Source organism: Alcaligenes sp. SORT26, assembly GCF_017377875.1.
Taxonomy (GTDB): Bacteria; Pseudomonadota; Gammaproteobacteria; order Burkholderiales; family Burkholderiaceae_B; genus Alcaligenes; species Alcaligenes parafaecalis.
Map to the genome: position 1 here is coordinate 800,296 of NZ_CP070975.1, position 26,161 is coordinate 826,456.

Consider the following 26,161-nt stretch of genomic DNA (forward strand, 5'->3'; position numbering starts at 1 on the left):
CCGACCTTTTTTATGGAAGGGATGGACGGTGAGTTTACGTAGTCAGGCTTTGGATGCTTTGCTGGTGCAGGAACCGGCTGCCAAGTTGGCAGCGGTTCGGGCCATTGGGCACGGCTTGCCCGTCGGGGCGGACGAACATCTGGAAGAACCGCCTGGCGTGCCTGGACGACCCCTTGGTTTGCAGTTCGTGAACCCGCAACATGTGCCCAAGCGTTCTGTGCGTACGATACCGGGGCGGGCTGCGCTTTTACATTCCTTGGCCCACATCGAATTTAATGCCATTAATTTGGCTTTGGATGTGTTGTGGCGCTATCCCGGTTTGCCGGATGCTTTTTATGCAGGCTGGTTGCAAGTGGCGGTTGAGGAAGCCTTGCATTTTGAGCTGCTCAACAATCATCTTCAAACCTTGGGCATCAGCTACGGCGATCTACCTGTCCACGATGGGCTCTGGGATATGGCGGAGCGTACCCGGTTTGATTTCTTGGCGCGTATGGCCCTGGTGCCTCGTACCCTGGAAGCGCGTGGTCTGGATGCTTGTCCTCTTGTGCATCGCAAGTTGTTGGAGGCCGGGGATGAGAAAGCCGCAGCCATTATTGCCATCATCTTGCGGGATGAGGTGGGCCATGTAGCTTTGGGGAATTACTGGTATCGCAAAGTGTGCCAGGAGCAGGGCTTGTCAGACTTCGATACCTATGGCGAATTGGCGCAGCGTTATCGTGCGCCGCGCTTGCGTGGGCCTTTTAATCGCAAAGCCCGCCTGGAGGCGGGCTTCACGGTAGAGGAAATTGACGAGCTGGAACGTCTGGATGCGGCGTTCAGGAACGAGTTGCGGACGCGTTAGCTTCGTTATTGGTGTTGGGCAGGGTGTCCAACTGCCCAAAGCTGACGATGCGGCCAATATAAAGCACGGGGCCTTCGGGTGCGCCGCTATTGGAACCGCCTTCTGTCTCTAGCGTCATTTCAAAAATCTGCTCATCTTCCACTGTGCCAATCAAGCCAGCGGGCACGGTAATAGGGCGGTTGGGGTCAATCAGGCCCAAAGAACGAATTTGAGTTCCGCGCGGGGTGTGTGTCCACAACTGTACGGATTGGGTCGCTTTGACTTCGGTGCTGACCTTGGGCACCAGCAGTACATTGCCTTGTGGGTCAACCGTGGCAATCCAGGCGGGCGTGGAGGATTGGCCCGGTGCCTGCAAAATGGCGGCTTGACGGGGTTTCATCTCAATCACGTTGACTGGTGGCTCCGAGTTCAGATTCATGAGCAAGGCAATGACCAGGCCCAGAATAAGTACAGCGGCCAAACCACCCAGCAGCAGCGGTTTAGGAAGCGCAAAGCCACGAGACTCGCGTTCGCCGTCTACAACAGATTCAGGTTTGCGTTTCTCGGCTGCCAGGGCCTCAGGTTCGGCCTTAGCCAGCTTTTTCTTGTCCGCAATTTTGGGTGCTGCAGGCGGTGCTACTTCAGGTTCCGTTGCCGTGCTTTTGTTGGCAGGGTCGGAGTCCGCACGTAACAAGGTAGGGAAGGGCGGAGTGTGCTCGTCAGCCTTGTCGTTGACGCTGGGGCTGCTGGCAGACCAACGGGGTTCGGTACGAGTGGCGGCAGCGGTGGGGGCGCTGTCTGCAGGAGCGCTGACCTTGATGCTGGGCTCTTGCCGTTCTGCTTTTGGTGCTGGGCTATGGGGGCTGGCCTTGCTGCTGACGCTGCTTTCTTTGCTGGCAGGTGCTTCGCCGCTGGCAGGACTTGTTGTGCTGCCAGCTTGGCGACGCGCTGCGGGAGGAGGCAAGCCCAGGGTGTGATGAATATGCGCCAGGCTGGTCGGGGCGGGCACAGTTGGGGTCAAGCAATCCACCAGCTCCAGCCAGGCTTGTTCCCAAGCCAGGGCCAAACGGGCGGCCTGATCATTTTGTTGCATCAAGGTATGGGCTTGGGCCAGTTCATGCTGGCTTAGGAGCCCCAGCGTGTATTCGCCAATCATGACCGCATGACGGGGATCGTTGGCATTCCCTTCATTGATCAAGGTACTAAGCTGCTGCAGGCCATGCTGAACCACCGCACGCAATTGAGCAGGCGAGCGGTTCAATTGAGGGCCTAACTGCTCATAGCTATTGCCGTGCAAATAGGCATGGATCATGGCTCGTTGGCTGGTGCCATCGAGCTTGCCCAAGGCTGGAATGAAGCGCTGTCCGCCTTGTGGCTTGATGGCGGGTAGTGCGTAGTTGTTGTCTCCACTTTGACTGCGTTGACGCAGGCGGGCCAGCAGCCTGAACCGCAGAATGCTGTAAATCCAGGCACGGCCTTCGCCTAAATCAGGGTCATAACCGGCGGCATTCTTCCAGAGCAGGACGAAGCTGTCGCGCAATACCTCTTCGGCATCAATGCGGCGACCTAAAACGGCCTGGCCCAAAGCCAGCATTAACGGCGCTTCCTGGTCGTACAGCAAATCCAGCGCCTGGCTGTCTTGTGCGGCTAACTGATCCAGGGAAGAAGAATACGAAAAAGAAGAAGACGGCATGAATGAGTTTTGCACGGTAAAGGGAGTCAAGAAGCAGATGTCAGGTGCCAGGCGCAGCGGGCAAGGTGTCTGCGCCTGTTTTAGACAAGCAGGTATTGTATGCTTTTCGCCTAAGGCTTGAAGGTAACAAAGTGCTGGATTGCCAGCATTTTCTTTGCAGTGGCAAGCCGTATATTTCCTGATTTGCAGCGCTTTTTCTGTGGTGGCCTGGATTGTCGCTCTCCGCACTGTGGTTTGTAGGCCATTAATCCGGCAAACAAACACGCCGACAGCAGGGTCTTGCCCAGGAAGTCAGACGCAAAAGGCTATACTTTCTTGTTGCTCGCGACCTGACCTTTTCTTGTTGGCTTCTTGGTTAGCGGGCCTTATTTCTACATTCGCATCAAGGGCATAGCAGGGCCTTACCTGCTGGTGACATAGGCGGCCTGCCTATCTGCTCTTGATTTCAGCGTTGTGCTGCAACTTATTTTTAAGCTGTCTGTGATTCTGCGGCCTGGTGCTGTTCGACACGGACCTATTGCGCGTGCCTCCTCGTCCTGAAGTGCTTGATGGTGTCTCCGGTGGTTTGAGCACCCTGAAATCCTTGTTCCCCTATGTTTGGCGATTCAAGACTCGTGTGGTCTTGGCCTTGTCCTGTTTGCTGTTGGCGAAAGTCGCAACCGTGATGATGCCGATCTACCTGAAGCAGGTCATCGATGCCTTGAGTTTGCCAGCCACCGCCTTGACGCTGCCGGTCGCCGCTTTACTGGGCTATGGCGCGGTACGTTTGGCCTCCAGCGCCTTGGGAGAAATACGGGACGCCTTGTTTGCCCGAGTCACGCAAGGATCGGTGCGCCTGATTGCGAATAATGTTTTTCGCCATTTGCTGGATCTGTCCTTGCGCTTTCATACCGAGCGGCAAACGGGCGGCTTAAGCCGGGATATAGAGCGCGGCACCAAGGGTGTCAGCTTTTTGCTGAATTTTCTGGTCTTTAATATTCTGCCTACCTTGCTGGAAATCGCGCTGGTCTGTGGCATCTTGCTGTGGCGTTACGAGTGGGCGTTTGCAGCCGTCACCTTGGGGACGATTGCCGCCTACATTGTGTTTACCTTGTTAGTGACAGAGCGCCGCATGCGGTATCGACGTGCCATGAATGACCTGGATAGCCGGGCGAATTCTCGCGCCATTGATGCCTTGCTCAATTACGAGACGGTCAAGTACTTCGGCAACGAGGATTACGAAATTGATCGCTATGACCAGAATATGGGGCAATGGGTCCAGGCGGCTGTACGTAATCAGGTCTCGCTGAATCTGCTCAATATTGGGCAGGCCTCGATTATCAGTATCGGGGTGACGGCGCTGCTGTTCATGTCGGCGCAAGGGGTGCTGGCCGGAACCATGACAGTGGGTGACGTTGTCCTGGTCTCTGCGTTCCTGACCCAGCTTTATGCGCCGTTGAACTTTCTGGGCTTTGTGTATCGCGAAATCAAGAATTCTCTGGCTGATATGGAGCGTCTGTTCTCTTTGCTGCGCCGCAAGCAAGAGGTGACCGATTCGCCGAACGCTCAGGTCTTGTCCTGTGAGCAGGCGGGTGTGCGCTTCGAGAACGTCAGCTTTGCCTACGATAGCCGCCGCAAAGTCATTCAAAACCTGAGCTTCGAGATTCCGGCTGGTAAAACGGTGGCGGTGGTGGGTTCTTCCGGAGCTGGCAAATCGACTTTGTCGCGCCTGCTGTTTCGTTTTTACGACGTCAGCGAAGGTCGTATCCTGTTGAATGAGCGCGAGCTGCGTGATTGGACACAAGAGAGCCTGCGCCGTCATATTGGTATCGTGCCGCAGGACACTGTCCTGTTTAATGACACGATTTTGCACAATATTGCTTACGGTCGCCCCGATGCCAGCAAAGAACAAATTGTGGCGGCGGCGCGTGCGGCCAGCATTCACGACTTTATCCTGAGTCTGCCGGATGGCTACGAGACGGTAGTGGGGGAGCGAGGTTTGAAGCTGTCTGGCGGTGAAAAGCAGCGCGTGGCGATTGCCCGCACACTTTTGAAGAACCCGCCTGTACTGATTCTGGACGAGGCCACCAGTGCCTTGGACACCCGTACCGAACGTGCCATTCAGTCCGAGCTGAACGAGATCGCTCGCGACCGCACCACCTTGATCATTGCCCACCGTTTATCCACGATTACAGACGCGGATTTGATTCTGGTTCTGGAGCGTGGACAGATTGTGGAGCAGGGTACGCATGCCGAGCTTTTGGCACGGGATGGCGCCTATGCCCGTATGTGGAATATCCAGCAAAGTCTGCAGGGATAATTTGACCATATAGTACCAAAGCGGTACTATATTGCTCTACGACCTGTTCAGAGAGAAGGAATGCTGCGAATCAGTAAAATCATTGATTACGGCACTTTGGTGCTGACACACATGGCTGGCGATCCAGACCGTGTGTTCAGTGCGTCTGACTTGGCCGCCATCCTGGGTTTGGGCCAACCAACTGTCAGCAAGGTGCTTAAACTGCTGGGCCAGCACGAGCTGGTGATTAGCAGCCGAGGCGCGCGCGGAGGGTATGTGTTGGGCCGCCCCGCCAAACAGATAAGTGTAGCGCAGATTATTGATGCACTGGAAGAGCAGCCTTTTGGCTTGACCGAGTGTGTTGCCACTCCCGGGGCCTGTTCCGTGGAGTCGGATTGCCATATACGTAGTAACTGGCAGCGAATCAACGATATTGTCCGGCGCACTTTGGAAGAAGTCAGTGTTGCAGACATGATACGCGTGCCCGTTACCGAATTTCCCCTGACACACAAGCCGGGTCCCGAATTGAAAAACAGAAACAAGGCGAGCACCTCCAACGTGGAGTTAACCGAATGAGTACCGTCAACGAACATCTGGACACCTTCCTCGATCGTGATTACGAGGCAGGCTTTGTCACCGACATCGAGTCTGAAACCATTCCGAAAGGTCTGAACGAAGACGTCATCCGTTTCCTGTCCGCGAAAAAACGCGAACCGGAGTTCATGCTGGAATGGCGCCTGGCGGCTTACCGCCAGTGGCTGACCATGAAGTATCCCAAGTGGTCGATTGTGGAATATCCACCTATCGACTTCCAGGACATCAGTTACTACTCCGCGCCCAAGAGCAAGGCCGACGGCCCCAAGAGCCTGGACGAGGTAGATCCCGAATTGCTGCGCACCTACGAAAAACTGGGTGTGCCTTTGCACGAACGCGCTCGTCTGGCCGGTGTGGCCGTTGACGCCGTGTTTGACTCGGTCTCGGTTGCCACCACCTTCCGCAAAGAGCTGGAAGAAGTGGGCGTGATCTTCTGTTCCTTTTCCGAAGCCGTGCGTGAATACCCGGAACTGGTCAAAAAGTACCTGGGTACGGTTGTCCCTCCTAGCGACAACTTCTACGCCGCACTGAACTCGGCCGTGTTCTCCGATGGTTCCTTTGTGTACATCCCCAAAGGCGTACGCTGCCCGATGGAGTTGTCCACCTACTTCCGTATCAATGCCCGCGACACCGGCCAGTTCGAGCGCACCTTGATCATTGCGGAAGAGGGCGCTTCGGTCAGTTACCTGGAAGGCTGTACGGCGCCGATGCGCGATGAAAACCAATTGCACGCAGCGGTCGTGGAACTGGTCGCGTTGGATGACGCCAAGATCAAGTACTCCACCGTACAAAACTGGTATCCCGGCGATAAGGACGGCGTAGGCGGTATTTACAACTTCGTCACCAAGCGTGGCGAATGCCGTGGCGCACGTTCGCACATCTCCTGGACGCAGGTTGAAACCGGCTCGGCCATCACCTGGAAATACCCCAGCGTGGTGCTGCGCGGCGATGATTCTCAAGGCGAGTTCTACTCGGTCGCCCTGAGCAATCACCGTCAGCAAGCCGATACCGGCACCAAAATGATTCATATGGGTCGCAATACCCGCAGCACGATTATCTCCAAGGGGATTTCGGCGGGCCAGGGTATCAATACCTATCGCGGCCTGGTTCGTATTACCCCCAAGGCAGAGAACGCCCGCAATTACACCCAGTGTGATTCGCTGCTGATTGGCAAGCGCTGTGCTGCACACACCTTCCCAACCATGGAAGTGCAGAATCCCAGCGCCAGTGTGGAACACGAAGCAACGGCTTCGCGCATTGGTGAGGACCAGCTCTTTTATGCCATGCAGCGCGGCCTGACTGCCGAAGATGCCGTCTCCATGATCGTGAACGGCTTTTGTAAAGAAGTAATTAAAGAATTGCCCATGGAGTTTGCGGTCGAAGCACAGAATTTGCTCGGCGTCAGCTTGGAAGGCAGTGTAGGTTAAGGAGAATAATGAAATGCTGACGATTAAAGATTTGCGCGCTTCGGTTGAAGATAAACCTATCCTTAAAGGTCTGAATCTTCAGATCAATCCCGGCGAAGTTCACGCCATCATGGGCCCGAACGGCTCGGGCAAGAGCACCTTGTCCCAGGTGCTGGCTGGCCGTGAAGACTACACCGTTGAAGGCGGTTCGGTAGATTGGCTGGGTCAAGACCTGCTGGAAATGAAGATCGAAGACCGTGCCCGTTCCGGCCTGTTCCTGGCATTCCAGTACCCCATTGAAATTCCCGGTGTCTCCAACGCCTATTTCCTGCGTGCTTCCGTGAACGCCGTGCGCCGTCATCAGGGTTTGCCTGAGCTGGACGCCATGGACTTCCTCAAGCGCGTTAAAGAGGAAATGAAGATTGTTGGTATGCGTGAAGAGTTCTTGTACCGCTCCGTGAACGAAGGTTTCTCCGGCGGCGAAAAGAAACGCAACGAAGTTCTGCAAATGAGCCTGCTGGAACCCAAGCTGGCCATTCTGGACGAAACCGACTCCGGTCTGGATATTGACGCTTTGCGCGTGGTTGCGGACGGCGTGAACCGTCTGCGTTCCCCCGAGCGTTCCTTGCTGGTGATTACTCACTACCAACGTCTGCTGGACTACATCGTGCCTGACTTCGTGCACGTGCTGGCGGGTGGTCAGATTATCCGTTCCGGTGGCCGTGAATTGGCTCTGGAACTGGAAGAACGTGGCTACGGCTGGGTGCTGGAACAAGCAGCCGCCGAACAAAAAGCCAAGGGAGCTGCGGTATGAGTCTGCCAGATTGGGTCAACAGCTTTGCCGCTCAGGCTGCACAAGCACCTGGGGCCGGTCTGCCATGGCTAAGCGCTATGCGTCAGCGCGCCCTGGATCGTTTTGCACAAGAAGGCTGGCCAACCACGCGTATTGAAGCCTGGCATCACACCTCTTTGGCTTTGCTGGAACAGCAAAGCTTTGCACCTCAGAAATCGGCCTCGGCTGCCGAGATGGTGGCTGCAGTGCGTCAGGAAGAAGACGGGTATTTCCTGGTCTTTGTGGATGGTCATTACGACGCGTCCTTGTCGCATCTGCGTGAGTTGCCTGCTGGCGTGCGTTTGTCGTCGCTGAGCGCCTGTCTGGAACAAGATGCGGACTGGTTGCAACAAGCGTACGGGGATGAGTCCCGGGGGGCGTCCACCGCTGCCTTGAATCTGGCCTTGGCCCAGGACGGTGCTGCGCTGCATATAGCTGCTGGTAAACATCTGGAGCAGCCTGTTCACTTGGTGTTTGTACGCACGCAAGGGGGCAGTGCCAGCTTTACCCGTAACCTGATTTCTCTGGAATCCGGTGCCAGTGCAACCGTAGTGGAACACTATCTGGGTCAGGATGGTACCGACGCTTCTTTGAGCAGCGTGGTTACTCGCTTGAATGTGTCTCCTGATGCCAACCTGACGCACATGAAGTTGCAGCAGGAAGCTCTGCAAGACTTCCACCTGGCTGCAATTGATGTGCAGCAAGGCCGTGGCTCGGTATTCAATTCGCACTCCCTGTCCTTCGGTGCCCGTATTGCCCGTAACGATATTGCTACCGTTTTCAACGGCGAGCGCTGCGAAACCTTGTTCAATGGTTTGTACTTTGTAGACGGCCGCCGTCACGTAGACCACAACACCATCATTGATCATGCCCAGCCTAACTGCCAAAGCCGTGAGTTCTATCGCGGTATTCTGGCCGACACCGCTCGCGGCGTATTTAGTGGACGTGTTCTGGTTGGCAAGGGCGCTGACGGTACGGATTCGGTACAGCGTTCGGACAGCTTGCTCTTGTCCAAAATGGCACGCGCAGATTCCCGCCCCGAGCTGGAAATCTATGCGGATGACGTCAAGTGCGCACACGGTGCCACGGTGGGTCAACTGGATGCGGATAGCCTGTTTTACCTGCGCTCGCGTGGTATGACGATGGAAGATGCTCGCAATATGCTGATCTACGCGTTTGCGGCCCAGTCCCTGGAGCGTATCGCTTCCGAGAGCCTGCGTAGCCGTGCCACAGTTGGTATCAACGCTTTGTTGCCCGGCGGTCTTGCCCTTGGAGAGCTTGCATGAATGCGCCTATGCCCGTAACTGCTGCTGGTTTGCTGAATCACCGCGAGGATTTCCCTATCCTGGCGCGCCCCATCCGGGGTCAACGTCTGTCCTATCTGGACAACGGGGCGACGACGCAAAAGCCGCGCTCGGTTATTGAAGCCGAGGCGCGATTCTATGAGCAGTCCAATGCGAACATCCATCGCGGTGTGCATTGGCTGTCTCAGCACGCTACTGAGCTGTACGATCAGGCCAGAAGTACAGTGCGGGCATTTCTGAATGCCGCACGCGATGAAGAAATTGTCTTTACACGCGGCACAACAGAATCCATCAATCTGGTGGCCTATAGCTGGGGCATGGACAATCTGAAAGCAGGCGATGAAATCCTGCTGACAGGCCTGGAGCATCACTCCAACATCGTGCCTTGGCAGCTTGTTGCTCAACGTACCGGAGCCATCATTCGCGTGGTGCCAGTGCTGGACAACGGTGAACTGGATCAGGAAGCATTCAAGCAACTGCTGAACGAAAAAACCCGTTTGCTGGCCGTTGGACACGTTTCCAACGCCCTGGGTACGATCAACCCCATTGCCGAAATGACCCGTCAGGCCCATGCCGTCGGTGCCAAGGTGCTGGTGGATGGTGCTCAATCCGTTCCTCACGGTGTGGTGGACGTTCAGGCTCTGGATGCTGACTTCTATACCTTTTCGGCGCACAAGCTGTACGGGCCAACCGGTATGGGCGCCTTGTACGTGCGCTACGAGATTCTGGACAGCATGTCGCCTTGGATGGGCGGCGGTGACATGATCACCACCGTCAGTTTCGAGCAAAGCAATTACGCGCCTGTGCCACAGCGTTTTGAAGCGGGTACACCCAACATCGCCGGTGCCATTACTATGGCTGCCGCCATCGACTATTTGATGGCGATTGGCATGCAACGCATTGCTGATCACGAGGCCTTGTTGCTGGATTACGCCACCGAAGCCTTGCTGGCGATGCCGGGTATCCGCATCATCGGTACGGCTGCACACAAGGCGGGCATTGTGTCCTTCCTGGTCGACGGCATTCACCCGCACGATCTGGGCACCATTCTGGACATGGACGGTGTTGCTGTACGTGCCGGCCACCATTGCGCCATGCCCTTGATGACGCGCTTTGGCATTCCTGGTACCGCTCGTGCCTCTTTTGCCTTGTACAACGATTACGCTGATATTGATGCTTTGCTGGGCAGCCTGCGCAAAGCTCAAAAACTATTTGGAGTTGGCTAAATGAGCCAGGATTTCAACGGGCTGCGCGAGCTCTACCAAGAGGTTATTTTCGACCACAACCGTAGCCCGCGTAACTTTGAAGTAATAGAAAACGCCAGCCATTTTGCCAATGGCCACAATCCTCTGTGCGGGGATCAACTGGCTGTCTACGCGGTCGTGGAAGACGGCATTGTGAAGAAAGTCAGTTTTGTGGGGCATGGCTGCGCTATTTCCAAAGCTTCGGCATCCTTGATGACTGAAGCGGTGAAGGGCCTGAGTCTGGCCGAGTTTGAGTCTCTCTTTAAAGACATGCACGCCATGTTGACAGAGGCCCACCCCGATCGAGACCTGGGCAAGCTGGAAGTGTTATCGGGTGTGCGTGAATTCCCTGCACGGGTTAAATGTGCCACCTTGGCCTGGCATACCCTGCATAACGCCATCAATCAGGCCAAAGAAACCGCGCAAACTGAATAAAGGCGCAAGCAAGCCATGAGTTACTTTGAACGACATGATGTGCTGGTCAGCCGGGATTGCCCGGCCGTCAGTATCCCTTACGGTGCGCCCGTCACGATCGAGTCGGGCTGTACGGCAACCATTACCCAGAAGCTGGGTGGCAGCTATACCGTGATGGTAGAGGGCAACCTGTACCGGATTGAAGGTGTCGATGCCGATGCGCTGGGTTTTGAGTCCCAGGATAAGCCCGAGGTGTTTGTTCCCGAGCTGCCCCTGAGCGAAAAAACCATTGAAGACGCCGCATGGATTGTGCTCTCCAGCGTGTATGACCCGGAAATTCCCGTTGATATCGTCAACCTGGGCTTGGTCTACGCCTGCCACGTCACGCAAACTGGCCCAGAGACCTTTTCCATGACCATGGAAATGACGCTGACGGCGCCTGGCTGCGGCATGGGCACCATGATTGCTGATGAGGCCCGCTACAAGCTGGAGACTATTCAGGGCGTTGAAAAGGCCGTTGTGGATCTGGTTTGGGACCCACCGTGGAGCCGTGAACGCATGAGCGAATCAGCCCGCTTGCAATTAGGGATGCTGTAAAAGAGAAAGCCTGCAGAATATGCAGGCTTTTTTTTGTCTGGAGCTTTTATCTAGGTGCTCTTGCTGGAGGTGTGAGCGGCTTCCGGTGGTAGTGACAGTACGGTTCGTAATGGTGTTAGCGTTTGAAAACACTTCTTTCTTTAGCAAATTCATGTGCTTATTTTTGCTGGTTATTTAGACAAGATATTGCTTGATAGCGACAAGTACTTGCCTTATTATTCGAATCTAAAGGAAATTGATTTAATTCGTGTTTGTGTGGCACGAAAAGTGTCGATTATTATATTTCTTGGTGTTTTATCAAGAATATGAGCTTTTAGCAGAATTCAATATGCGTGATTCTTGGCTGTGATGTTCGGCAAGATCATCCGAGGTCTATTCTTGGGCTAATACCAGGTCCCATGCGCTTTAGTGCCAGGCCTTACCTCAGGCACCAAGGCTTCAGTCAGTAAATAACAATCCGGGATATCAGTGTCATGTCGCTGCCGCTCAGTATGGTCGGCAGATTGCCTGCGTGTGGGCATATTTTTAGTAAAAGGGAGATTGCGATTGTTCAGGATTGAAAAAATCATATTGTTATTTGACGACAATGATCTAATCCAACGGCTGACTACTGATTTTGCTTTATGGGGAATCCCTTTGCGTGTGCTTCAAGAAAGAAGCGCTGCGGAGTTATGTTTGGATTCTGCCGAGCCAGGCGAGTTAATGATGATGTGCTCGCATAAGCAAGAATTATTGCGGGATGTTGGATGTTTGCGGGCTCAGTCACCGACTATAGGTATTGTTGTTTTGCGAGTCGATGAAATGCTTTCGCCTGTACACAGTGGATTTTTGATGCTGGCAGGCGCTGATATCTGTTTGGATCAACGCGCCCAAAGCATGGAGGTCCTGGCCAGTATCCAAGCCTTGCGTCGACGCGAATTGGCGTTGAAGGCCAAGTATTTAGAGAGTAGGGACAAGGTTTTGCTGCCCGCTCCCATAGAGTTCAACGCGAATGATTTCCGCCTTACACACGGCCCAATCTGCGGTTGGAGCTTACTGGAGGATGGATGGCGTTTGATGACACCCGGAAGCCATGCGGTAGCACTGACGGGGGCTGAGCGACGGGTGATGCGGGTATTGTTGGAAGTAAGTCCCGAGCCTGTAACGCGGGAAAAACTGTTTAGCGATAAAGAAGAGGGGCAACCCACGAGTCGCTATATCGATGTGGTGGTTAGTCGGTTGAAACGCAAGGTGGCCTTGCATGGTGAACGACTCCCTATTCGTTCTGTGTGGGGCGTTGGCTATGTTTTTGCGGCCGACTAATTATAGAAATGTTGCTTTCGAACGCCCGTAGATAGTCCGTTTTTAGCTATTACGCTGACTGCGTAGAGATACAGGTCTGTCAGCAAATGAAATTAGGTATCACTATCGTTATCTGAATGATGCCAATTCAATCAAGTTATTCAGACTAGTTTCATCCATCTTTTTCCCCTGACGCAAGTACATCTCATAAACCAGACGAATAATGCGTGCCTCTGCTTCTGGCCGCAGGCCTACGCTTTTTGCCTGAAATAATAACTGCGCCTTGGTGATGATTTCCTCCAGGATATCCAGTTCCAGCACTGTGGATGATGGTTCACATGGAGTAGGGCTGCCTTCGCCTGATGCGAGCCAACTGACCGACAGATTGCTTGCCTGGGCCATTTTTACCAGACTTGACCGAGAGGGGTCGGAGTTCCCTGAACGCCAACTTCGTAACACTGATGTGGACATTCCCATTTTATCCGCCAAGCTCTTTGCGCCACCGGCTCGCGCGATTGCCAAGTTGATCCGGTCCGGGAAATCTTTGAATTCATTGTCCATATGAGTGTTATCTAATCTGCTACGAAGTTGGGGGGAGGGCGCCTCAACTAATTTAATTGCAATTTAACGTCTCGTTCTTTGTCTCTGATCAATTCTTGTCGTTTCAGCAAGGTAACACCTTGTCGCGATAAGGTCGTGCTGCACTGCGCATGCATAGAGATATGGGAGTGCATGTTCTTGATGGGAAAGCGGCAATTTCCAGCGTTATCCTGCTCTGTTCAACAAACAATCCATTCTATCGATTAACGTTTGTTGCAGTGTGACGCTTTCTTCATGCTTGGGTGTGTTGTGCGTAGTGTCTCATCAGAGTCACTAGCGACTCTCGCGGCGCGCTTGCTATGCCGCTGGCTGCTTGAGACCTTAGCTGCGGTGATTCTACCTCTTGAATGTTCATTTGTGTTGAATGTGTGATTATCGTCTTGATATAAGCGATACAAAAAGTCATATATAGGCATTTTTTCAGTCTGAACTCTCGATGGATGAGTGCATGGTGGCAGGCGCAGCAGAAGACATCCTTGGCACTTCTACGCTTTTACTTGCTGTGGTGACATGAGTCCGCCATCCTCTTTAATATGAAATTTATATTTCATTTGTTGCGATGTGATTTCACTCGAGAGTCTCAGTTTTCAGACTATCTGGCATAAACCCTGTTTTGAAATTTAATCATTAATTAACAGTAGTTTAGGTGCTTTCCTGCTACGCCAGATTCACCTTTTTGATCTAACCCAAGGGTAAATACGGAGCCAAATCATCGCAGCCATAATTGAAATTTAAATTTTATTAAGTATTATGTGAAAAACAAATTTCAATTTTAGGTTGTGTCATGGTCATCAAAGATTCGATCCTGGATATTCTCGATGTCCTGCCCAGTGCGGAGCGGCGTTTGGCCGATGTGGTCTTGTCTCATATGGGGCAGTTAGCCACGTATTCCGCCCAGGAACTGGCCGAGAAGGCAGGCGTGTCAGCGGCTACCGCAGTGCGCTTTTTCCGGCGTTTGGGTTTTAACGGTTTTAACGAGTTCCGGGTCACAGCCCGCGAGCAAATGGGGGATGGTGCTCCTTTCAAGCGCCTGCACTCCATGTCCAGCAGCGGTATTCAGGCTGATATGACGCCGTTTATCAATGCAGACGTACAGAACATTTCCACCACTTTTCAGAACATCACTGAACAGCATCTGGACAATTTCACCCAAGCCGCTCTGAAAGCACGACGCATCTGGGTGTTTGGTTTCCGCAATGGCCAGATCCTGGCGTGCTATGCCCACTCCTTATTGCAGCAACTGCGCTCCGATGTGCATCTGGCGGTGGGGACGGTTGCCCATCTGACCGAGCAGTTGGCCGATGTGGAAGCAGGGGACCTGGCCCTGGTGATGGACTTTCGTCGCCGCTCGGTGCTCTTGCCTTCCTTGGTGGAGCACCTGCGGGGCGAGTCGGTTCAGATGGCCTTTTTGACGGATGGTCTGGAAAGTTCCTTGCTGCGTTCGCAAGACATTGCTTTCACGGTAGCGACACGCGGCGAGTACTTGTTTGACTCGCATACCGGGACGCTCAGTCTGATCAATTATCTGGTCAGCCGGGTGGCCTTGCAGGCCGAGACGCAGGTGGCGCGCAAGTTGCAGAAGATTGAATCCATCCATCGCAGTTTTCAGGACTTGAAGTCCAATAATTAAACCCATAAAAGTGGAGCAGACATGAACAAACATGCCGTTCGGGAGCAAGGCGCGGTGCAACTGTATCTGAACCCTCGTTGCGTTCAGGACAGCCAGGAATACGACGCCTCCTTGCAATCGATTTTGTCGGTAGCCGCCTTCGAGCAGGCTCAGGCCAGCATTGTGCAGTGGCCCGGTTATGCGCCTACCCCTTTACGTCATTTGCCCGGTCTGGCCGCGCAGATGAAGGTGGGCGGGGTGTACTACAAGGATGAGGCCGGTCGTTTTGGTTTGGGCAGCTTCAAGGCCTTGGGCGGAGCGTATGCGGTCAATCGCTTGTTGCTGCGTCAGTTGCAGGCCTATACCGGCAATGCCAGCCTGAGCTTGGATGATCTGAAGAACCCCGCCTACAAAGACTTTATTGCAGGCCTGACGGTCACGTGCGCCACTGACGGTAATCATGGCCGTTCGGTTGCCTGGGGGGCGAAGAATGCGGGTTGCCAGTGCGTGATCTATATCCATGAGCACGTCAGTTCCGGTCGTGAACAGGCGATTGCGTTCTACGGTGCCAAGGTGGTCCGGGTGCCCGGCAATTACGATGATTCGGTCCGTCAGGCGGCTGAAGATGCCAAAGAGCATGGCTATTTTGTGGTGTCCGATACGTCTTACCCCGGCTATATGGATGTGCCCAAGGATGTGATGCAGGGCTACACCGTCATGGTGCAGGAAGCCCTGGACCAGATCGGTTCGGGCAAACCTGTCAGCCATGTCTTTATTCAAGGCGGTGTGGGTGGTTTGGCGGCAGCCGTGTGCGCTCATATGTGGGAGCGTCTGGGTGCACAGCGTCCTCGCTTGATTGTGGTTGAACCCAACAAGGCGGATTGTTTGTTCCAAAGTGCCGTGCAAGGTAAACCGGTCACCGTTACCGGTGATTTGAATACGGTGATGGCCGGTCTGGCCTGCGGCGAAATCTCTTTGCTGGCCTGGGAAATTCTGGATCCTGGCACCTATGCCTATATGACGCTGGAAGACGATGCCGCCTTGCAAACCATGCGCCGTCTGGCCCGTGCGGATAAAGGTGATGCGCCGATTGTGGCGGGTGAGTCTGCTGTGGCCGGTGTAGCCGCTTGCATGGCCGCTTGCGAGCAGCCGGATTGGCGTCAGGCCTTGGGCATTGATGAAAACAGCCAAATCCTATTTTTTGCCAGCGAAGGCGATACCGATGCGGAGCTGTATCAGCGCATTGTCGGTATGAGAGCCAAAGACGTGCTGGCTCAGGAGCCGGTATGAACAGCCCAGCCAGCACTTGTTTAGCCATTAATGGCGAACGCCTGCTGCAGCGTATTGCGCAGTTGGCGCAGATTGGTGCCATCGACGGGGGCGGCGTCTGCCGTCTGGCCTTGACGGACGAAGACAAGGCCGGTCGGGATCAGGTCGTTCACTGGATGCGCGAACTGGGCATGAGTGTGCAGATCGATCAGATCGGCAACATTATCGGGACACGCGCCGGTCTTCTGGATGTGGCGCCAGTCATGACGGGTTCGCACATTGATACGGTGCGCACTGGTGGGCGTTATGACGGCAATCTGGGTGTGCTGGCTGGTTTGGAAGTGGTGGCCAGTTTGAACGATGCTGAGGTGCAACTGGATCGTCCCTTGCAAGTGGTGGCCTTTACTAATGAAGAGGGCGCACGCTTTGCACCGGACATGATGGGCAGCCTGGTCTTTCAAGGTGGTTTGTCCTTGCAAGAGGCGCTGGACACCGTGGGCATTGATGGCAGCACCGTGCGCGAGAACCTGGAGCGTATTGGCTACGCCGGTTCCGTGCCTTGCGGCCAACCCAATGTGCATGCCTATATGGAACTGCATATTGAGCAAGGCCCGGTGCTGGAGCACGAAAGCATCGATATTGGTGCCGTGACTGGAGTGCAAGGGATTTGCTGGCTGGAATTTGAAGTGCAGGGCGTATCCAATCACGCAGGCACCACTCCCATGCATTTGCGTCATGACGCCGGTGTTGTGGCACAGCAGATCGGCAGTTTTGTGCGTCAGTTAACGGAGCGCTACGGCCCACCGCAACTGGGGACAGTAGGGCGTTGTGAGCTGTTCCCGAATCTGGTCAATGTGATCCCCAGCAAAGCCGTGTTCACCGTGGATTTGCGCAATGTGGACAAGGTCAGCCTGGACCAGGCCGAGCAGGAAGTGCTGGATTTCGCCCGGCAGGCTGCGGAGCGCGAGGGTGTGCAGATCAAGCATCGCCATCTGGCCCGCTTTGATCCTGTGCAGTTTGATGAACGCTTGATCAGCACGGTCGAGCAACACGCCAAGGATCTGGGCTGCTCGGTCAAGCGCATGCCTAGCGGTGCCGGGCACGATGCGCAGATGCTGGCTCGTTCCTGCCCCACAGGCATGATTTTTGTACCGAGTGTGCGTGGCCTGAGCCACAACCCGGCAGAGTTTACCCACGACAAAGACCTGATAGCGGGATGTTCGATTCTGCTATCGACCTTGGTGGAGCTGGCCCGTGAATAAGCAGTAAACCCCCGATGACGGGACCGCCGCCACAAGAGCAAAGGCGGACCGCTTTTAACTACCTGGAGAGACAAAAAATGAGCAACCTGCTTAAGGACCGCTTGCGTCCTGCCAAATCGTTAGCCGCCGTCTGGGCTGCCCTTGCTATTACCGCGATTGCCCCTGTGGCCGTCAGTGCTCAAACCACGCTGACTGCCGTGATGGAAGCGCCCTTGCGCTCCCTGGATCCGGTCATTACCACCTCCTACATTGTGCGCAACTACGGCTATATGGTGTACGACACCTTGCTGGCTGAAGATGCGCAAGGCCAGGTCAAACCGCAGATGCTGGAGGGCTGGAAAGTGTCCGAGGACGGCCAGACCTACACCATGACCTTGCGTAAAAACTTGCGCTGGCATGACGGCTCGCCAGTGACGGCAGAGGATGCGGTGGAGTCCATCAAACGCTGGATTCAATTGGACAAGATGGGCCAGATCATGACGGAGTTCCTGACCAAGATGGAGGTCGTGGATGATCGCTCTTTTGTGATGCAGTTCTCTTTCCCCACGGATATTGCCTTGCGAGCGATGGGCAAGCCCAGTTCTCTGCCTTTGTTTGTGATGCCTAAAGAGGTGGCACGCACACCGGTCAGTCAGGCTATTACCTCTACCGTGGGTTCGGGGCCATTCCGTTTTGTGGACAAGGAGTATCGCCCAGGTGTGCAGGCCGTGTTCGAGAAGAACCCGGACTACGTACCTCGCAATGAACCCGCCAGTGGTTTGGCCGGTGGCAAGCAGGTCAAGGTAGACCGCGTACGTTGGGTGGCCATGCCCGATGCCATGACAGGGGTGAACGCGCTGCGCAGTGGCGAGATTGATGTCATCGACCAAGTGCAGTTGGACCTCCTGCCTCTGCTGCAAAACGAATCCGACATCGTTCTGAACGCCTCGACGGCTCGCGGTGCGCAGACCGAGATGCGTTTTAACTTCTTGCAACCGCCATTCAATAACAAACAAGTGCGTCAGGCCGCCATGATGGCCTTGAATCAGAAGCCCTTGATGCAAGCGCAAGTGGGCAACCCGGAATACTTTGAAACCTGCGGTGCGGTGTTTGGCTGCCACAGCGTGTTCCCATCACAAGCGGGCTCTGAAGCCTATTTCAAAGGTGATGCTGCCGGTGCGAAAAAGCTCCTGGAGCAGTCCGGATACAAGGGTGAGCCCGTGGTTCTGCTGCATCCCACGGACTTCCTGACCTCGCCCGTGGTGCCTGTGATTGCGCAGCAATTACGCAATGCCGGTTTCACCGTCAACGTGGAAGCCATGGACTGGCAAACCGTGCAGACACGTCGCACATCCAAGCGTCCCGTGCAAGAGGGCGGCTGGAGCATCATCACCACCTATTCGGGCCTGGTGGATGTGAGCAACCCCTTGAGCTTTATGGCGGTGGCCTCCAATGGCGACAAGGCCTGGTTCGGCTGGCCGGATGTTCCTGCCATTGAAAATACACGCATGGAATTTGCCCGCGCTAGCGGCGAGTCCGAACTGGGTCGTTTGGCGACTGATCTGCAAAAACACATCATGGATGAAGGTGTGATCGTCCCCCTGGGTGAGTTCAAGATGGTTAGCGCCATGCGCAAGAACCTGAACGGCTTTCTGCAAACCCCGGTTCCGGTCTTCTGGAATGTGGAGAAGCGATGATTGGGCTTATTTTCAAGCGCGTACTGGCCACTATCCCGGTATTGCTGATTGTGGCGCTGGTGATCTTTGTGGTCCTGCGCATGACACACGGTGATGCCGCGGTACTGGTGGCGGGGGACAACGCGACGGATGCACAGATCGCCGAAATCCGTCACCAGATGGGGCTGGACCAGCCCGTACCGGTGCAGTTCGTTCAGTGGCTGGGCAGCATGGTGCAAGGGGACTTTGGTACGTCCCTGATCTCCAGTCGCCCGGTCAAGGATCTGGTGCTGGATCGTTTGGGACCGACGGTGTCACTGACCTTGTTGACCCTGGCTTACACCCTGGTTATTTCGATTCCGCTGGGGGTGTGCTCGGCCTGGTATCGGGGCAAGTCTCTGGATCGCTTTGTGATGGCGGGGTCGGTGGCGGGCTTTTCCGTACCGGTATTCATCGTGGCTTACTTGTTGATCCTGCTGTTCTCGCTGGAGCTGCGCTGGTTGCCGGTACAGGGCTACAAGCCCTTGAGCGATGGCCTGTGGGAGCACTTGCGGCATTTGATTCTGCCTGCGGTGTCTCTGGGCACGGTGTACATCGCCCTGATTACCCGCATTGTGCGCACCAGCGTGATCGATACCTTGAACGAAGACTACATCCGTACGGCCCGTGCCAAAGGTCTGAATGAGCGTCGTGTCCTGACACGTCACGCCCTGGGCAATGCAGCGGTTCCTATCCTGACGATTATCGGCATCAGCATCACCATGCTGATCGGCGGGGTGGTGGTAACGGAATCGGTCTTCAACATTCCGGGACTGGGACGTTTGGTGCTGGACGCGGTGCTGTCACGCGACTTTACGGTGATTCAGAGCCTGATCGTGCTGTTTTCGCTGGTGTATGTAGGGGTGAATCTGCTGATTGATATCTCCTACATGCTGGTCGATCCCCGTATCGATTATTGAGCCCTCGCTTTTTACAGGTAGAACAATATGCAAAAGCTCAACAAATTGAAGAAAGTGGTCGCCAGCAATTCGGCCCGTGCCGCCTTGCTGTTCCTGATCCTGATGGCGTTCATGGCCATTTTTGCTCCCTTTCTGGGCACACAAGATCCCACTCAGCTAGACCCCAGTGTGCGCTTGCAGCCGCCTTCCGCGCAGTTCTGGTTGGGGACGGATGCACTGGGCCGGGACTTGTATTCCCGCGTGGTGTACGGGGCGCAGGTGTCCTTTATGGTGGGGTTTGGTGTCCTGGCCATCAGTGTGTTCTTTGGGGTGATTCTGGGTTCGCTGGCGGGTTATTTCCGTCGTCTGGACGCGGTCATCATGCGGGTGATGGATGGGGTGATGGCGATTCCCGGCATCTTGCTGGCTATCGCCCTGGTGTCAGTATCCGGTGCCAGCCTGACCACGGTACTGATCGCTATCGCCATTCCTGAAATTCCTCGCATGACCCGTTTGGTGCGTGGCGTGATTCTTAGCGTCCGCTCCGAGCCTTATGTGGAAGCGGCCATGACGGTGGGGACATCGGCCTATGTGATTCTGTCGCGTCATATGTTCCCCAACACCTTTGCGCCTTTGATTGTGCAGGGCACCTATGTGTTTGCCTCGGCCGTTTTGCTGGAAGCTGTCTTGAGCTTTCTGGGGGCGGGCATCCCGCCGGAAATGGCCTCCTGGGGCAACATCATTGCCGAAGGCCGTCTGTACTTCCAGTTGATTCCCGGCATCGTGCTGTACCCCGGCATTGTGCTGTCCATCACCATTCTCAGTATCAATGTTCTGGGCGACGCCTTGCGCGATGCTCTGGACCCCAAGCTGGTCACACGGCTGTAAGTGACAAGGGCAGGAGACATGACAATGAATACCTCTAATAGCCAGGCTCAATGCGTTTTGTCGGTGAAGGACCTGTGCATTGAAACCAAAGCCGCCCAGCCGCGCCAGTTGGTGAACAAGCTCAGCTTTGATGTTTATGCAGGCGAGACGCTGTGCATTGTGGGCGAGTCCGGTTCAGGCAAATCCCTAAGCTCTTTTGCCATCATGGGTTTGCTGCCGCCCGATACCTTGCGTGTCAGCCAGGGCAGTATCGAGCTGATGGGCCAGAACCTGCTGACGATGGACAAGGAGCACTTGTTGTCCTTGCGGGCCTCGGCCATGTCCATGGTGTTTCAGGAACCCATGACAGCCTTGAACCCGGTGCAACGGGTGGGTGAGCAGATTGATGAAGTCATCCGTATCCACGAGAAGAACAGCTCCCGGCAGGAGCGTCGTCAACGTGTGATCAATATGCTGGAGCGCGTGCGTTTGCCGGAGCCGGAGAAGCTCTTCATGGCCTATCCGCATGAGCTGTCCGGTGGTCAGCGCCAGCGCATCATGATTGCCATGGCCTTGATCTTGCAACCGCGTTTGTTGATCGCGGATGAACCCACCACGGCACTGGATGTGACCACGCAAAAGCAGATCCTGAGTCTGATCAAGGAGCTGCAAAGCGAATGTGGTACTTCGGTGATTTTTGTGACGCACGACTTTGGCGTGGTGGCGGATATTGCCGACCGGATTCTGGTGATGAAGCGTGGCGATAGCGTGGAGATGGGCACGTGTCAGCAGATTCTGTCCAACCCCAAAGAAGCCTACACCCGCTCTCTGATTGCTTCCGTTCCCAATGTGCATCCGCCAGCAAAAGAGGAAGTGCAAAACGAGATCGTGCTCAGCGCCCGTGGTTTGGGCAAGGTCTATGGCTCGGACTGCTGGTTCTCCAAGGGGCGCAAGATGCATGCGCTTAGCGACATCAATCTGGATATACGCCGTGATGAAGTGCTGGGTGTCGTGGGGGAGTCCGGCTCGGGCAAGTCCACCTTGGCCCGCTGCATTATTGGTCTGGTCGAGGCCAGCTCGGGACAGATCACCCTGAACGGTGAAACCTTGCCCGCCGCCTGCAAGGACCGCAGCCTGGCGCAGCGGCGCAAAGTGCAGATCGTGTTTCAGGACCCGTATCGCTCGCTGAATCCTCGCGTGACGATTGGCCAGTCTTTGACAGAAGGCATGCACAACATCGGCGTTGATCCCAAAGTCGCTATCGAACGCGTGACCGAGGTCTTGTCCATTGTGGGCCTGGACGCGGATGTGCTGGAGCGCTATCCGCATCAATTCTCGGGCGGTCAACGGCAACGGCTTTGCCTGGCCCGCGCCATTGTGATGGAGCCGGATGTACTGATTGCGGACGAATCCGTGTCGGCGCTGGATGTGCTGGTGCAAGAGCAGGTGCTCAAGCTGCTGCTGGATATCAAACGCAAAACCGGCGTGGCCATCCTCTTCATTACCCATGACTTGCGTGTTGCTGCGCAGATTTCTGATCGCATTGTGGTGATGCAAAAGGGCCGGATTGTGGAGGCCGGAGACCCGGGGCGTGTCATTAGCCAGCCTAGCCAGGCTTACACCCGTGAACTGGTGGAATCTGCACCCGGTGTGCATTGGGATTTTCAGAATTTTTGTGCTTATGCCTGATTAACACGGCTGTTGAGGCTGTGTTGATCGTGCAGGGCTAAATCCTGCTTCTGGAAAGAAGCAGGGCGTACCGAATCCCGCCTTGGGCGGATCTTAATTGTTGATGGAGTTCAAATCTCATGTCCAGGTTTGTCAATGTAGCAGCGGCTCAGTTGGGCCCTATCGCACGCAGCGAAACTAAAAAACAGGTAGTGGACCGCCTGTTGGCCCACTTGCATCAGGCCAAAAAAATGGATGTTGATGTGGTGGTGTTTCCTGAGCTGGCGCTGACCACGTTTTTTCCTCGCTGGTTTAGCGAAGATATTTCGGACTTTGATTGTTTTTATGAAACCCAGATGCCGGGCCCGGACACCCAGCCCTTGTTTGATGCCGCTGCCAAGCTGCAGATTGGTTTCTATCTGGGCTATGCCGAGCTAGTCATTGAAAACGGCGTGAAACGTCGCTTCAATGTGTCCATCCTGGTCGATAAAACCGGCACGATTGTGGGCAAGTATCGCAAAGTGCATTTGCCGGGCCACGGTCAGGATGAGCCTTGGCGTGCTTTCCAGCATCTGGAGAAATACTACTTCGAGCCCGGTCAGGAATTTGGAGTGTGGTCGGCCTTCGGGGGCGTGATGGGTATGGCCTTGTGCAACGACCGCCGCTGGTCGGAAACCTATCGTGTCATGGGTTTGAAGGGGGTGGAAATGGTCATGCTGGGCTACAACACGCCGGTTCACAACCCGCCAGCGCCAGAGCATGATGACTTGTCCATGTTCCATAACCACTTGGTGATGCAGGCTGGGGCCTATCAGAACGGCACCTGGGTCGTAGGGGTGGCCAAGGCGGGCAGCGAAGAGGGGATCGAGATGATCGGAGGCAGCGTGATCATTGCACCGTCCGGCGAGATTGTGGCGTCTTGCTCAACCAAGGGTGACGAGTTGGCCATTGCCCGTTGCGATCTGGATTTGTGCAATTCCTACAAGAACACCACCTTCAACTTCGAGCGGCATCGTCGACCAGAAGCGTATGGTTTGATCAGCTCGCAACGTGGAGCGGTCGTGCCATGGGCGTGAACGAACATAAAGCCAGGGAACTGGCCTGGGATGCCGTCAGTCTGACACAGGCTTTTGTTCGCATCCCCAGTCTGTCCGGGCAAGAGCAAGGCATGGCGGATTTTGTGCGGCAAGTCATGCGGGAACTGGGCTTTGATCAGATCAGTGTGGACGAGAAAGGCTCGGTGCTGGGTTTACTAGGCCCGGCACAGGCACCGTTAGCCTTGCTGTTTGATGCCCACATGGATGTGGTGCCGATTGCGGGGACCTGGACGGTAGAACCTTTTGGGGCCGAGATCCGGGACGGACGCATGTATGGGCGTGGTACCAGTGATATGAAGGCCGGTCTGGCCGCCGCTTTATGTGGCGCGGCAGCCGCGGCTCGTTCGGGCAAATTAAAGCAACGCATCGCCGTATCAGCCAGCGTGATGGAAGAGGTGATCGAAGGCTTTGCCTTGTCTCAGGCGCTGGAGCACTGCGAACCCGCGGCTGTCGTGATTTGTGAGCCATCGCGTTTGCGCATCATGGTGGGACAGAAAGGGCGTCAGGAGATTTTGTTGCGTCTGCAAGGTCGCCCGGCGCATGCCGCCTTGCCGCATCTGGGGGTGAATCCTATTCAGGCGGCAGCCAGGGCGATTTCCGCACTGCAAACCCTGGATTTGCCGCAGGATGCACAGGTGGGGCAGGCCCTGCTGGTGCCTACTGACATTATTTCCGATCCGCATCCGTCCATCTCCCTGATTCCTTCCTCCGTGACAGTGCGTTTTGATCGCCGCACGCTGGTGGGAGAAAGCAGCGTATCGGTGTTGCAGCAGATGGAGCAATGCTTGCAGGCGGCAGGGGTGGAGGGCTTTTCGCTGGAACTGGTAGACAGTCAGGTACAAACGTATACAGGTCAGCAGGCCAGCCCTCAGAGAGACTTGCCCGCGTGGCGTCTGGACGAGTCTGCGCCATTGGCGCAAGCCATGGTGCAAGCGGTTCAGCAAGCAGGGCGGCCGGTTGAGATGGATACGTGGTGGTTCTGCACGAACGGGTCGGAGTCTGCAGGGCGACGGGGGATTCCAACCATCGGTTTAGGGCCTGGCGAGGAGGCTCAGGCGCACACCGCCGATGAGTCCGTGGCGATCGATGATGTTCTGGGGGCTAAGGACATCTACGAGCAGCTCTGCATCCAACTGGCGGGACAGGCGTAATAGCAATCGGAGACAAGTGATGCGTATTGCAGTAGCGGGTTTTCAGCACGAGACCAATACCTTTGGACCGGCCATGGCCACGATGGCGGATTTTGAGCATGGGGGCGGCTGGCCAGGGATGTGCCGGGCAGCCGCCATCGAGCCTGCCTTGCGTGGGGCCAATATTCCGGCGGCTGGCTTTATGGCGGCTGCTGCGCAGGCCGGGGTCGAGTGCGTCCCGCTACTGTGGGCCGCCGCCAGTCCTTCTGCACCAGTCGAGGCCATGACTTACGAGGCGATTGTCGCGGAGATTCTGTACCGTCTGGAGCAAGTTCTGCCCGTGGATGCGGTGTATCTGGATTTGCATGGCGCCATGGTGGCCGAGCATCGCGATGATGGTGAAGGGCATTTACTGGTTCTGGTGCGGGAGATGGTGGGGCTCGATGTGCCTGTGGTTGCCAGCCTGGATTTGCACGCTAATGTCAGCGATACCATGCTGGTGCAGGCGGACATTCTGGTCGCCTACAAAACCTATCCGCACGTGGATATGGGCCAGACCGGAGAGCGCACATTTCAAGCCCTGATGCGATGTGTCAACGAGGGAGAACGCCCCAAGCTGGCCTGGCATCGACTCCCTTTCCTGATTCCAGCGATATGGCAAAGCACAGAGATGGAACCCGCTGCCAGCTTGTATCGCAGCTTGTCAGCGCTGGAAGAGATAGAGGGTGAAGGCAGCGTGTCATTTGCGATGGGTTTTCCCGCTGCCGATGTGCCGGAATGTGGAGCTGTACTTTGGGCCTATGCACAAAGCCAGGAGCAGGCCGATGCTCGTCTGGCGGAGTTCCTGGATGAGGTCTTGAGTAAGGCGGAAGGCTTTCAAGGCAAGCTCTACGAGCCGGATGAGGCGGTGCAATGGGCACTGAATCATCCCGGTAAAGGCCCGGTCATTATTGCGGACGCCCACGACAACCCCGGCGGTGGTGCCAGCTCGGATACCTGTGGACTGCTGCGGGCCTTGTTGAAAGCCAAGGTCTCGGACGCGGCTTTGGGGCTGATCGTGGACCCGGAAAGCGCAGCGCTGGTTCATCAGGCCGGTGCGGGTAAAACAATTGAATTGTCCTTGGGCGGTAAATCCGGTGTGCCCGGTGACATGCCTTTGCATGCACGCTTCTATATCGAGTCGGTATCTGATGGGCAATTCCGCGCCACTGGCCCGTACTACGCAGGCTGTGCCATGAATCTGGGCCCCAGCGCCTGTTTGCGCATAGAGGGGGTGCGTATCGTGCTGGCGTCCTACAAGTCGCAAATGGCCGATCAAAGCATGTTCCGTTTTGTCGGAATAGAACCGGAACAGATGAAGATACTGGTGCTGAAAAGCGCCGTGCACTTCAGGGCAGACTTTGGCAGCATCAGCGACCAAATCATTGTGGGTGCGGCGCCAGGAGGTGTTTCCATGCGCACAACGGATTTGCCGTGGCAGCGCTTGCCGGTAGAACGCCTGCTGTATCCCGGTGGTCCCAGCTTGTTGCAATGGCGGATGATGCAGTCAGAAGGGCGGGCAGGATGACAAGAGCTTTGCATTTTTAAACCAAGTAGGTATACT

General features: G+C 55.5%; 22 protein-coding genes. 20 read left to right on the plus strand and 2 right to left on the minus strand.

The window, feature by feature from the left end; translation table 11 throughout:
- The first annotated feature begins 28 nt into the window (after positions 1-28).
- Positions 29-841 carry a ferritin-like domain-containing protein gene (locus JYG33_RS03770; protein ID WP_207874567.1) on the plus strand — a complete coding sequence of 271 codons (813 nt, stop codon included), beginning with the start codon at positions 29-31 and terminating at the stop codon, positions 839-841.
- Here the strand turns inward: JYG33_RS03770 and JYG33_RS03775 are convergent.
- On the minus strand, positions 816-2,513 hold the full coding sequence (locus tag JYG33_RS03775; protein ID WP_207874570.1) for an anti-sigma factor: 1,698 nt from the start codon (positions 2,511-2,513) through the stop codon (positions 816-818). The two genes, JYG33_RS03770 and JYG33_RS03775, sit on opposite strands and share 26 nt — an antisense overlap.
- A gap of 517 nt (positions 2,514-3,030) precedes the next feature.
- On the opposite strand from JYG33_RS03775, the gene JYG33_RS03780 reads away from it, so the two are divergent.
- From JYG33_RS03780 to JYG33_RS03820, 9 genes are all read left to right on the plus strand, one after another.
- The gene (locus JYG33_RS03780) at positions 3,031-4,812 is read left to right on the plus strand and encodes an ABC transporter ATP-binding protein/permease (RefSeq protein ID WP_207874572.1); all 1,782 of its coding nucleotides are present in this window, start codon (positions 3,031-3,033) and stop codon (positions 4,810-4,812) included.
- Positions 4,813-4,872: 60 nt separating this feature from the next.
- Entirely contained in the window at positions 4,873-5,367 is a 495-nt protein-coding gene (locus tag JYG33_RS03785) for an SUF system Fe-S cluster assembly regulator (RefSeq protein WP_207874574.1), read from the plus strand.
- Positions 5,364-6,812, plus strand: coding sequence for a Fe-S cluster assembly protein SufB (sufB, locus tag JYG33_RS03790; protein ID WP_003800345.1), 1,449 nt, complete (start codon positions 5,364-5,366; stop codon positions 6,810-6,812). Before JYG33_RS03785 ends, sufB begins: the two co-directional genes overlap by 4 nt.
- 13 nt (positions 6,813-6,825) lie before the next feature.
- The gene (gene sufC / locus JYG33_RS03795) at positions 6,826-7,605 is read left to right on the plus strand and encodes a Fe-S cluster assembly ATPase SufC (RefSeq protein ID WP_094196592.1); all 780 of its coding nucleotides are present in this window, start codon (positions 6,826-6,828) and stop codon (positions 7,603-7,605) included.
- Complete coding sequence (gene sufD / locus JYG33_RS03800; protein WP_207874577.1) at positions 7,602-8,909, plus strand: Fe-S cluster assembly protein SufD; 1,308 nt, start codon at positions 7,602-7,604, stop codon at positions 8,907-8,909. Before sufC ends, sufD begins: the two co-directional genes overlap by 4 nt.
- Positions 8,906-10,153 carry a cysteine desulfurase gene (locus JYG33_RS03805; protein WP_207874579.1) on the plus strand — a complete coding sequence of 416 codons (1,248 nt, stop codon included), beginning with the start codon at positions 8,906-8,908 and terminating at the stop codon, positions 10,151-10,153. Before sufD ends, JYG33_RS03805 begins: the two co-directional genes overlap by 4 nt.
- On the plus strand, positions 10,154-10,606 hold the full coding sequence (gene sufU / locus JYG33_RS03810) for a Fe-S cluster assembly sulfur transfer protein SufU (protein WP_207874582.1): 453 nt from the start codon (positions 10,154-10,156) through the stop codon (positions 10,604-10,606). It begins immediately after the preceding gene.
- A 15-nt stretch (positions 10,607-10,621) separates the two neighbouring features.
- A complete protein-coding gene (gene sufT, locus JYG33_RS03815; RefSeq protein WP_207874585.1) occupies positions 10,622-11,182 on the plus strand; it encodes a putative Fe-S cluster assembly protein SufT in 561 nt (186 codons plus the stop codon).
- Between the two features lie 546 nt (positions 11,183-11,728).
- Positions 11,729-12,484 carry a winged helix-turn-helix domain-containing protein gene (locus tag JYG33_RS03820; protein ID WP_207874588.1) on the plus strand — a complete coding sequence of 252 codons (756 nt, stop codon included), beginning with the start codon at positions 11,729-11,731 and terminating at the stop codon, positions 12,482-12,484.
- 108 nt (positions 12,485-12,592) lie between these two features.
- Here the strand turns inward: JYG33_RS03820 and JYG33_RS03825 are convergent, their stop codons facing one another.
- On the minus strand, positions 12,593-13,024 hold the full coding sequence (locus JYG33_RS03825; RefSeq protein WP_207874591.1) for a helix-turn-helix transcriptional regulator: 432 nt from the start codon (positions 13,022-13,024) through the stop codon (positions 12,593-12,595).
- Positions 13,025-13,847: 823 nt separating this feature from the next.
- Between JYG33_RS03825 and JYG33_RS03830 the strand changes: the two genes are divergently transcribed.
- From JYG33_RS03830 to JYG33_RS03875, 10 genes are all read left to right on the plus strand, one after another.
- Positions 13,848-14,693, plus strand: a complete 846-nt coding sequence (locus JYG33_RS03830; protein WP_207874595.1) for a MurR/RpiR family transcriptional regulator — start codon at positions 13,848-13,850, stop codon at positions 14,691-14,693.
- 21 nt (positions 14,694-14,714) lie between these two features.
- Positions 14,715-15,962 carry a diaminopropionate ammonia-lyase gene (locus JYG33_RS03835; RefSeq protein ID WP_207874598.1) on the plus strand — a complete coding sequence of 416 codons (1,248 nt, stop codon included), beginning with the start codon at positions 14,715-14,717 and terminating at the stop codon, positions 15,960-15,962.
- Positions 15,959-17,203 carry a Zn-dependent hydrolase gene (locus JYG33_RS03840; protein ID WP_207874602.1) on the plus strand — a complete coding sequence of 415 codons (1,245 nt, stop codon included), beginning with the start codon at positions 15,959-15,961 and terminating at the stop codon, positions 17,201-17,203. The genes JYG33_RS03835 and JYG33_RS03840 overlap by 4 nt, the downstream gene beginning before the upstream one ends.
- 77 nt (positions 17,204-17,280) lie before the next feature.
- Complete coding sequence (locus JYG33_RS03845; RefSeq protein WP_207874605.1) at positions 17,281-18,879, plus strand: ABC transporter substrate-binding protein; 1,599 nt, start codon at positions 17,281-17,283, stop codon at positions 18,877-18,879.
- A complete protein-coding gene (locus JYG33_RS03850) occupies positions 18,876-19,817 on the plus strand; it encodes an ABC transporter permease (RefSeq protein WP_207874608.1) in 942 nt (313 codons plus the stop codon). Before JYG33_RS03845 ends, JYG33_RS03850 begins: the two co-directional genes overlap by 4 nt.
- 27 nt (positions 19,818-19,844) lie before the next feature.
- Positions 19,845-20,684 carry an ABC transporter permease gene (locus JYG33_RS03855; protein ID WP_207874611.1) on the plus strand — a complete coding sequence of 280 codons (840 nt, stop codon included), beginning with the start codon at positions 19,845-19,847 and terminating at the stop codon, positions 20,682-20,684.
- Between the two features lie 24 nt (positions 20,685-20,708).
- Entirely contained in the window at positions 20,709-22,352 is a 1,644-nt protein-coding gene (locus JYG33_RS03860) for an ABC transporter ATP-binding protein (RefSeq protein ID WP_207874614.1), read from the plus strand.
- A 119-nt stretch (positions 22,353-22,471) separates the two neighbouring features.
- Positions 22,472-23,407 carry an N-carbamoyl-D-amino-acid hydrolase gene (locus JYG33_RS03865; RefSeq protein ID WP_207874617.1) on the plus strand — a complete coding sequence of 312 codons (936 nt, stop codon included), beginning with the start codon at positions 22,472-22,474 and terminating at the stop codon, positions 23,405-23,407.
- Positions 23,398-24,579 (plus strand): YgeY family selenium metabolism-linked hydrolase, encoded by a 1,182-nt coding sequence (locus tag JYG33_RS03870; RefSeq protein WP_207874620.1) that lies wholly within the window; start codon positions 23,398-23,400, stop codon positions 24,577-24,579. The genes JYG33_RS03865 and JYG33_RS03870 overlap by 10 nt, the downstream gene beginning before the upstream one ends.
- Before the next feature lie 19 nt (positions 24,580-24,598).
- Complete coding sequence (locus JYG33_RS03875) at positions 24,599-26,125, plus strand: M81 family metallopeptidase (protein ID WP_207874623.1); 1,527 nt, start codon at positions 24,599-24,601, stop codon at positions 26,123-26,125.
- Positions 26,126-26,161 lie beyond the last annotated feature (36 nt).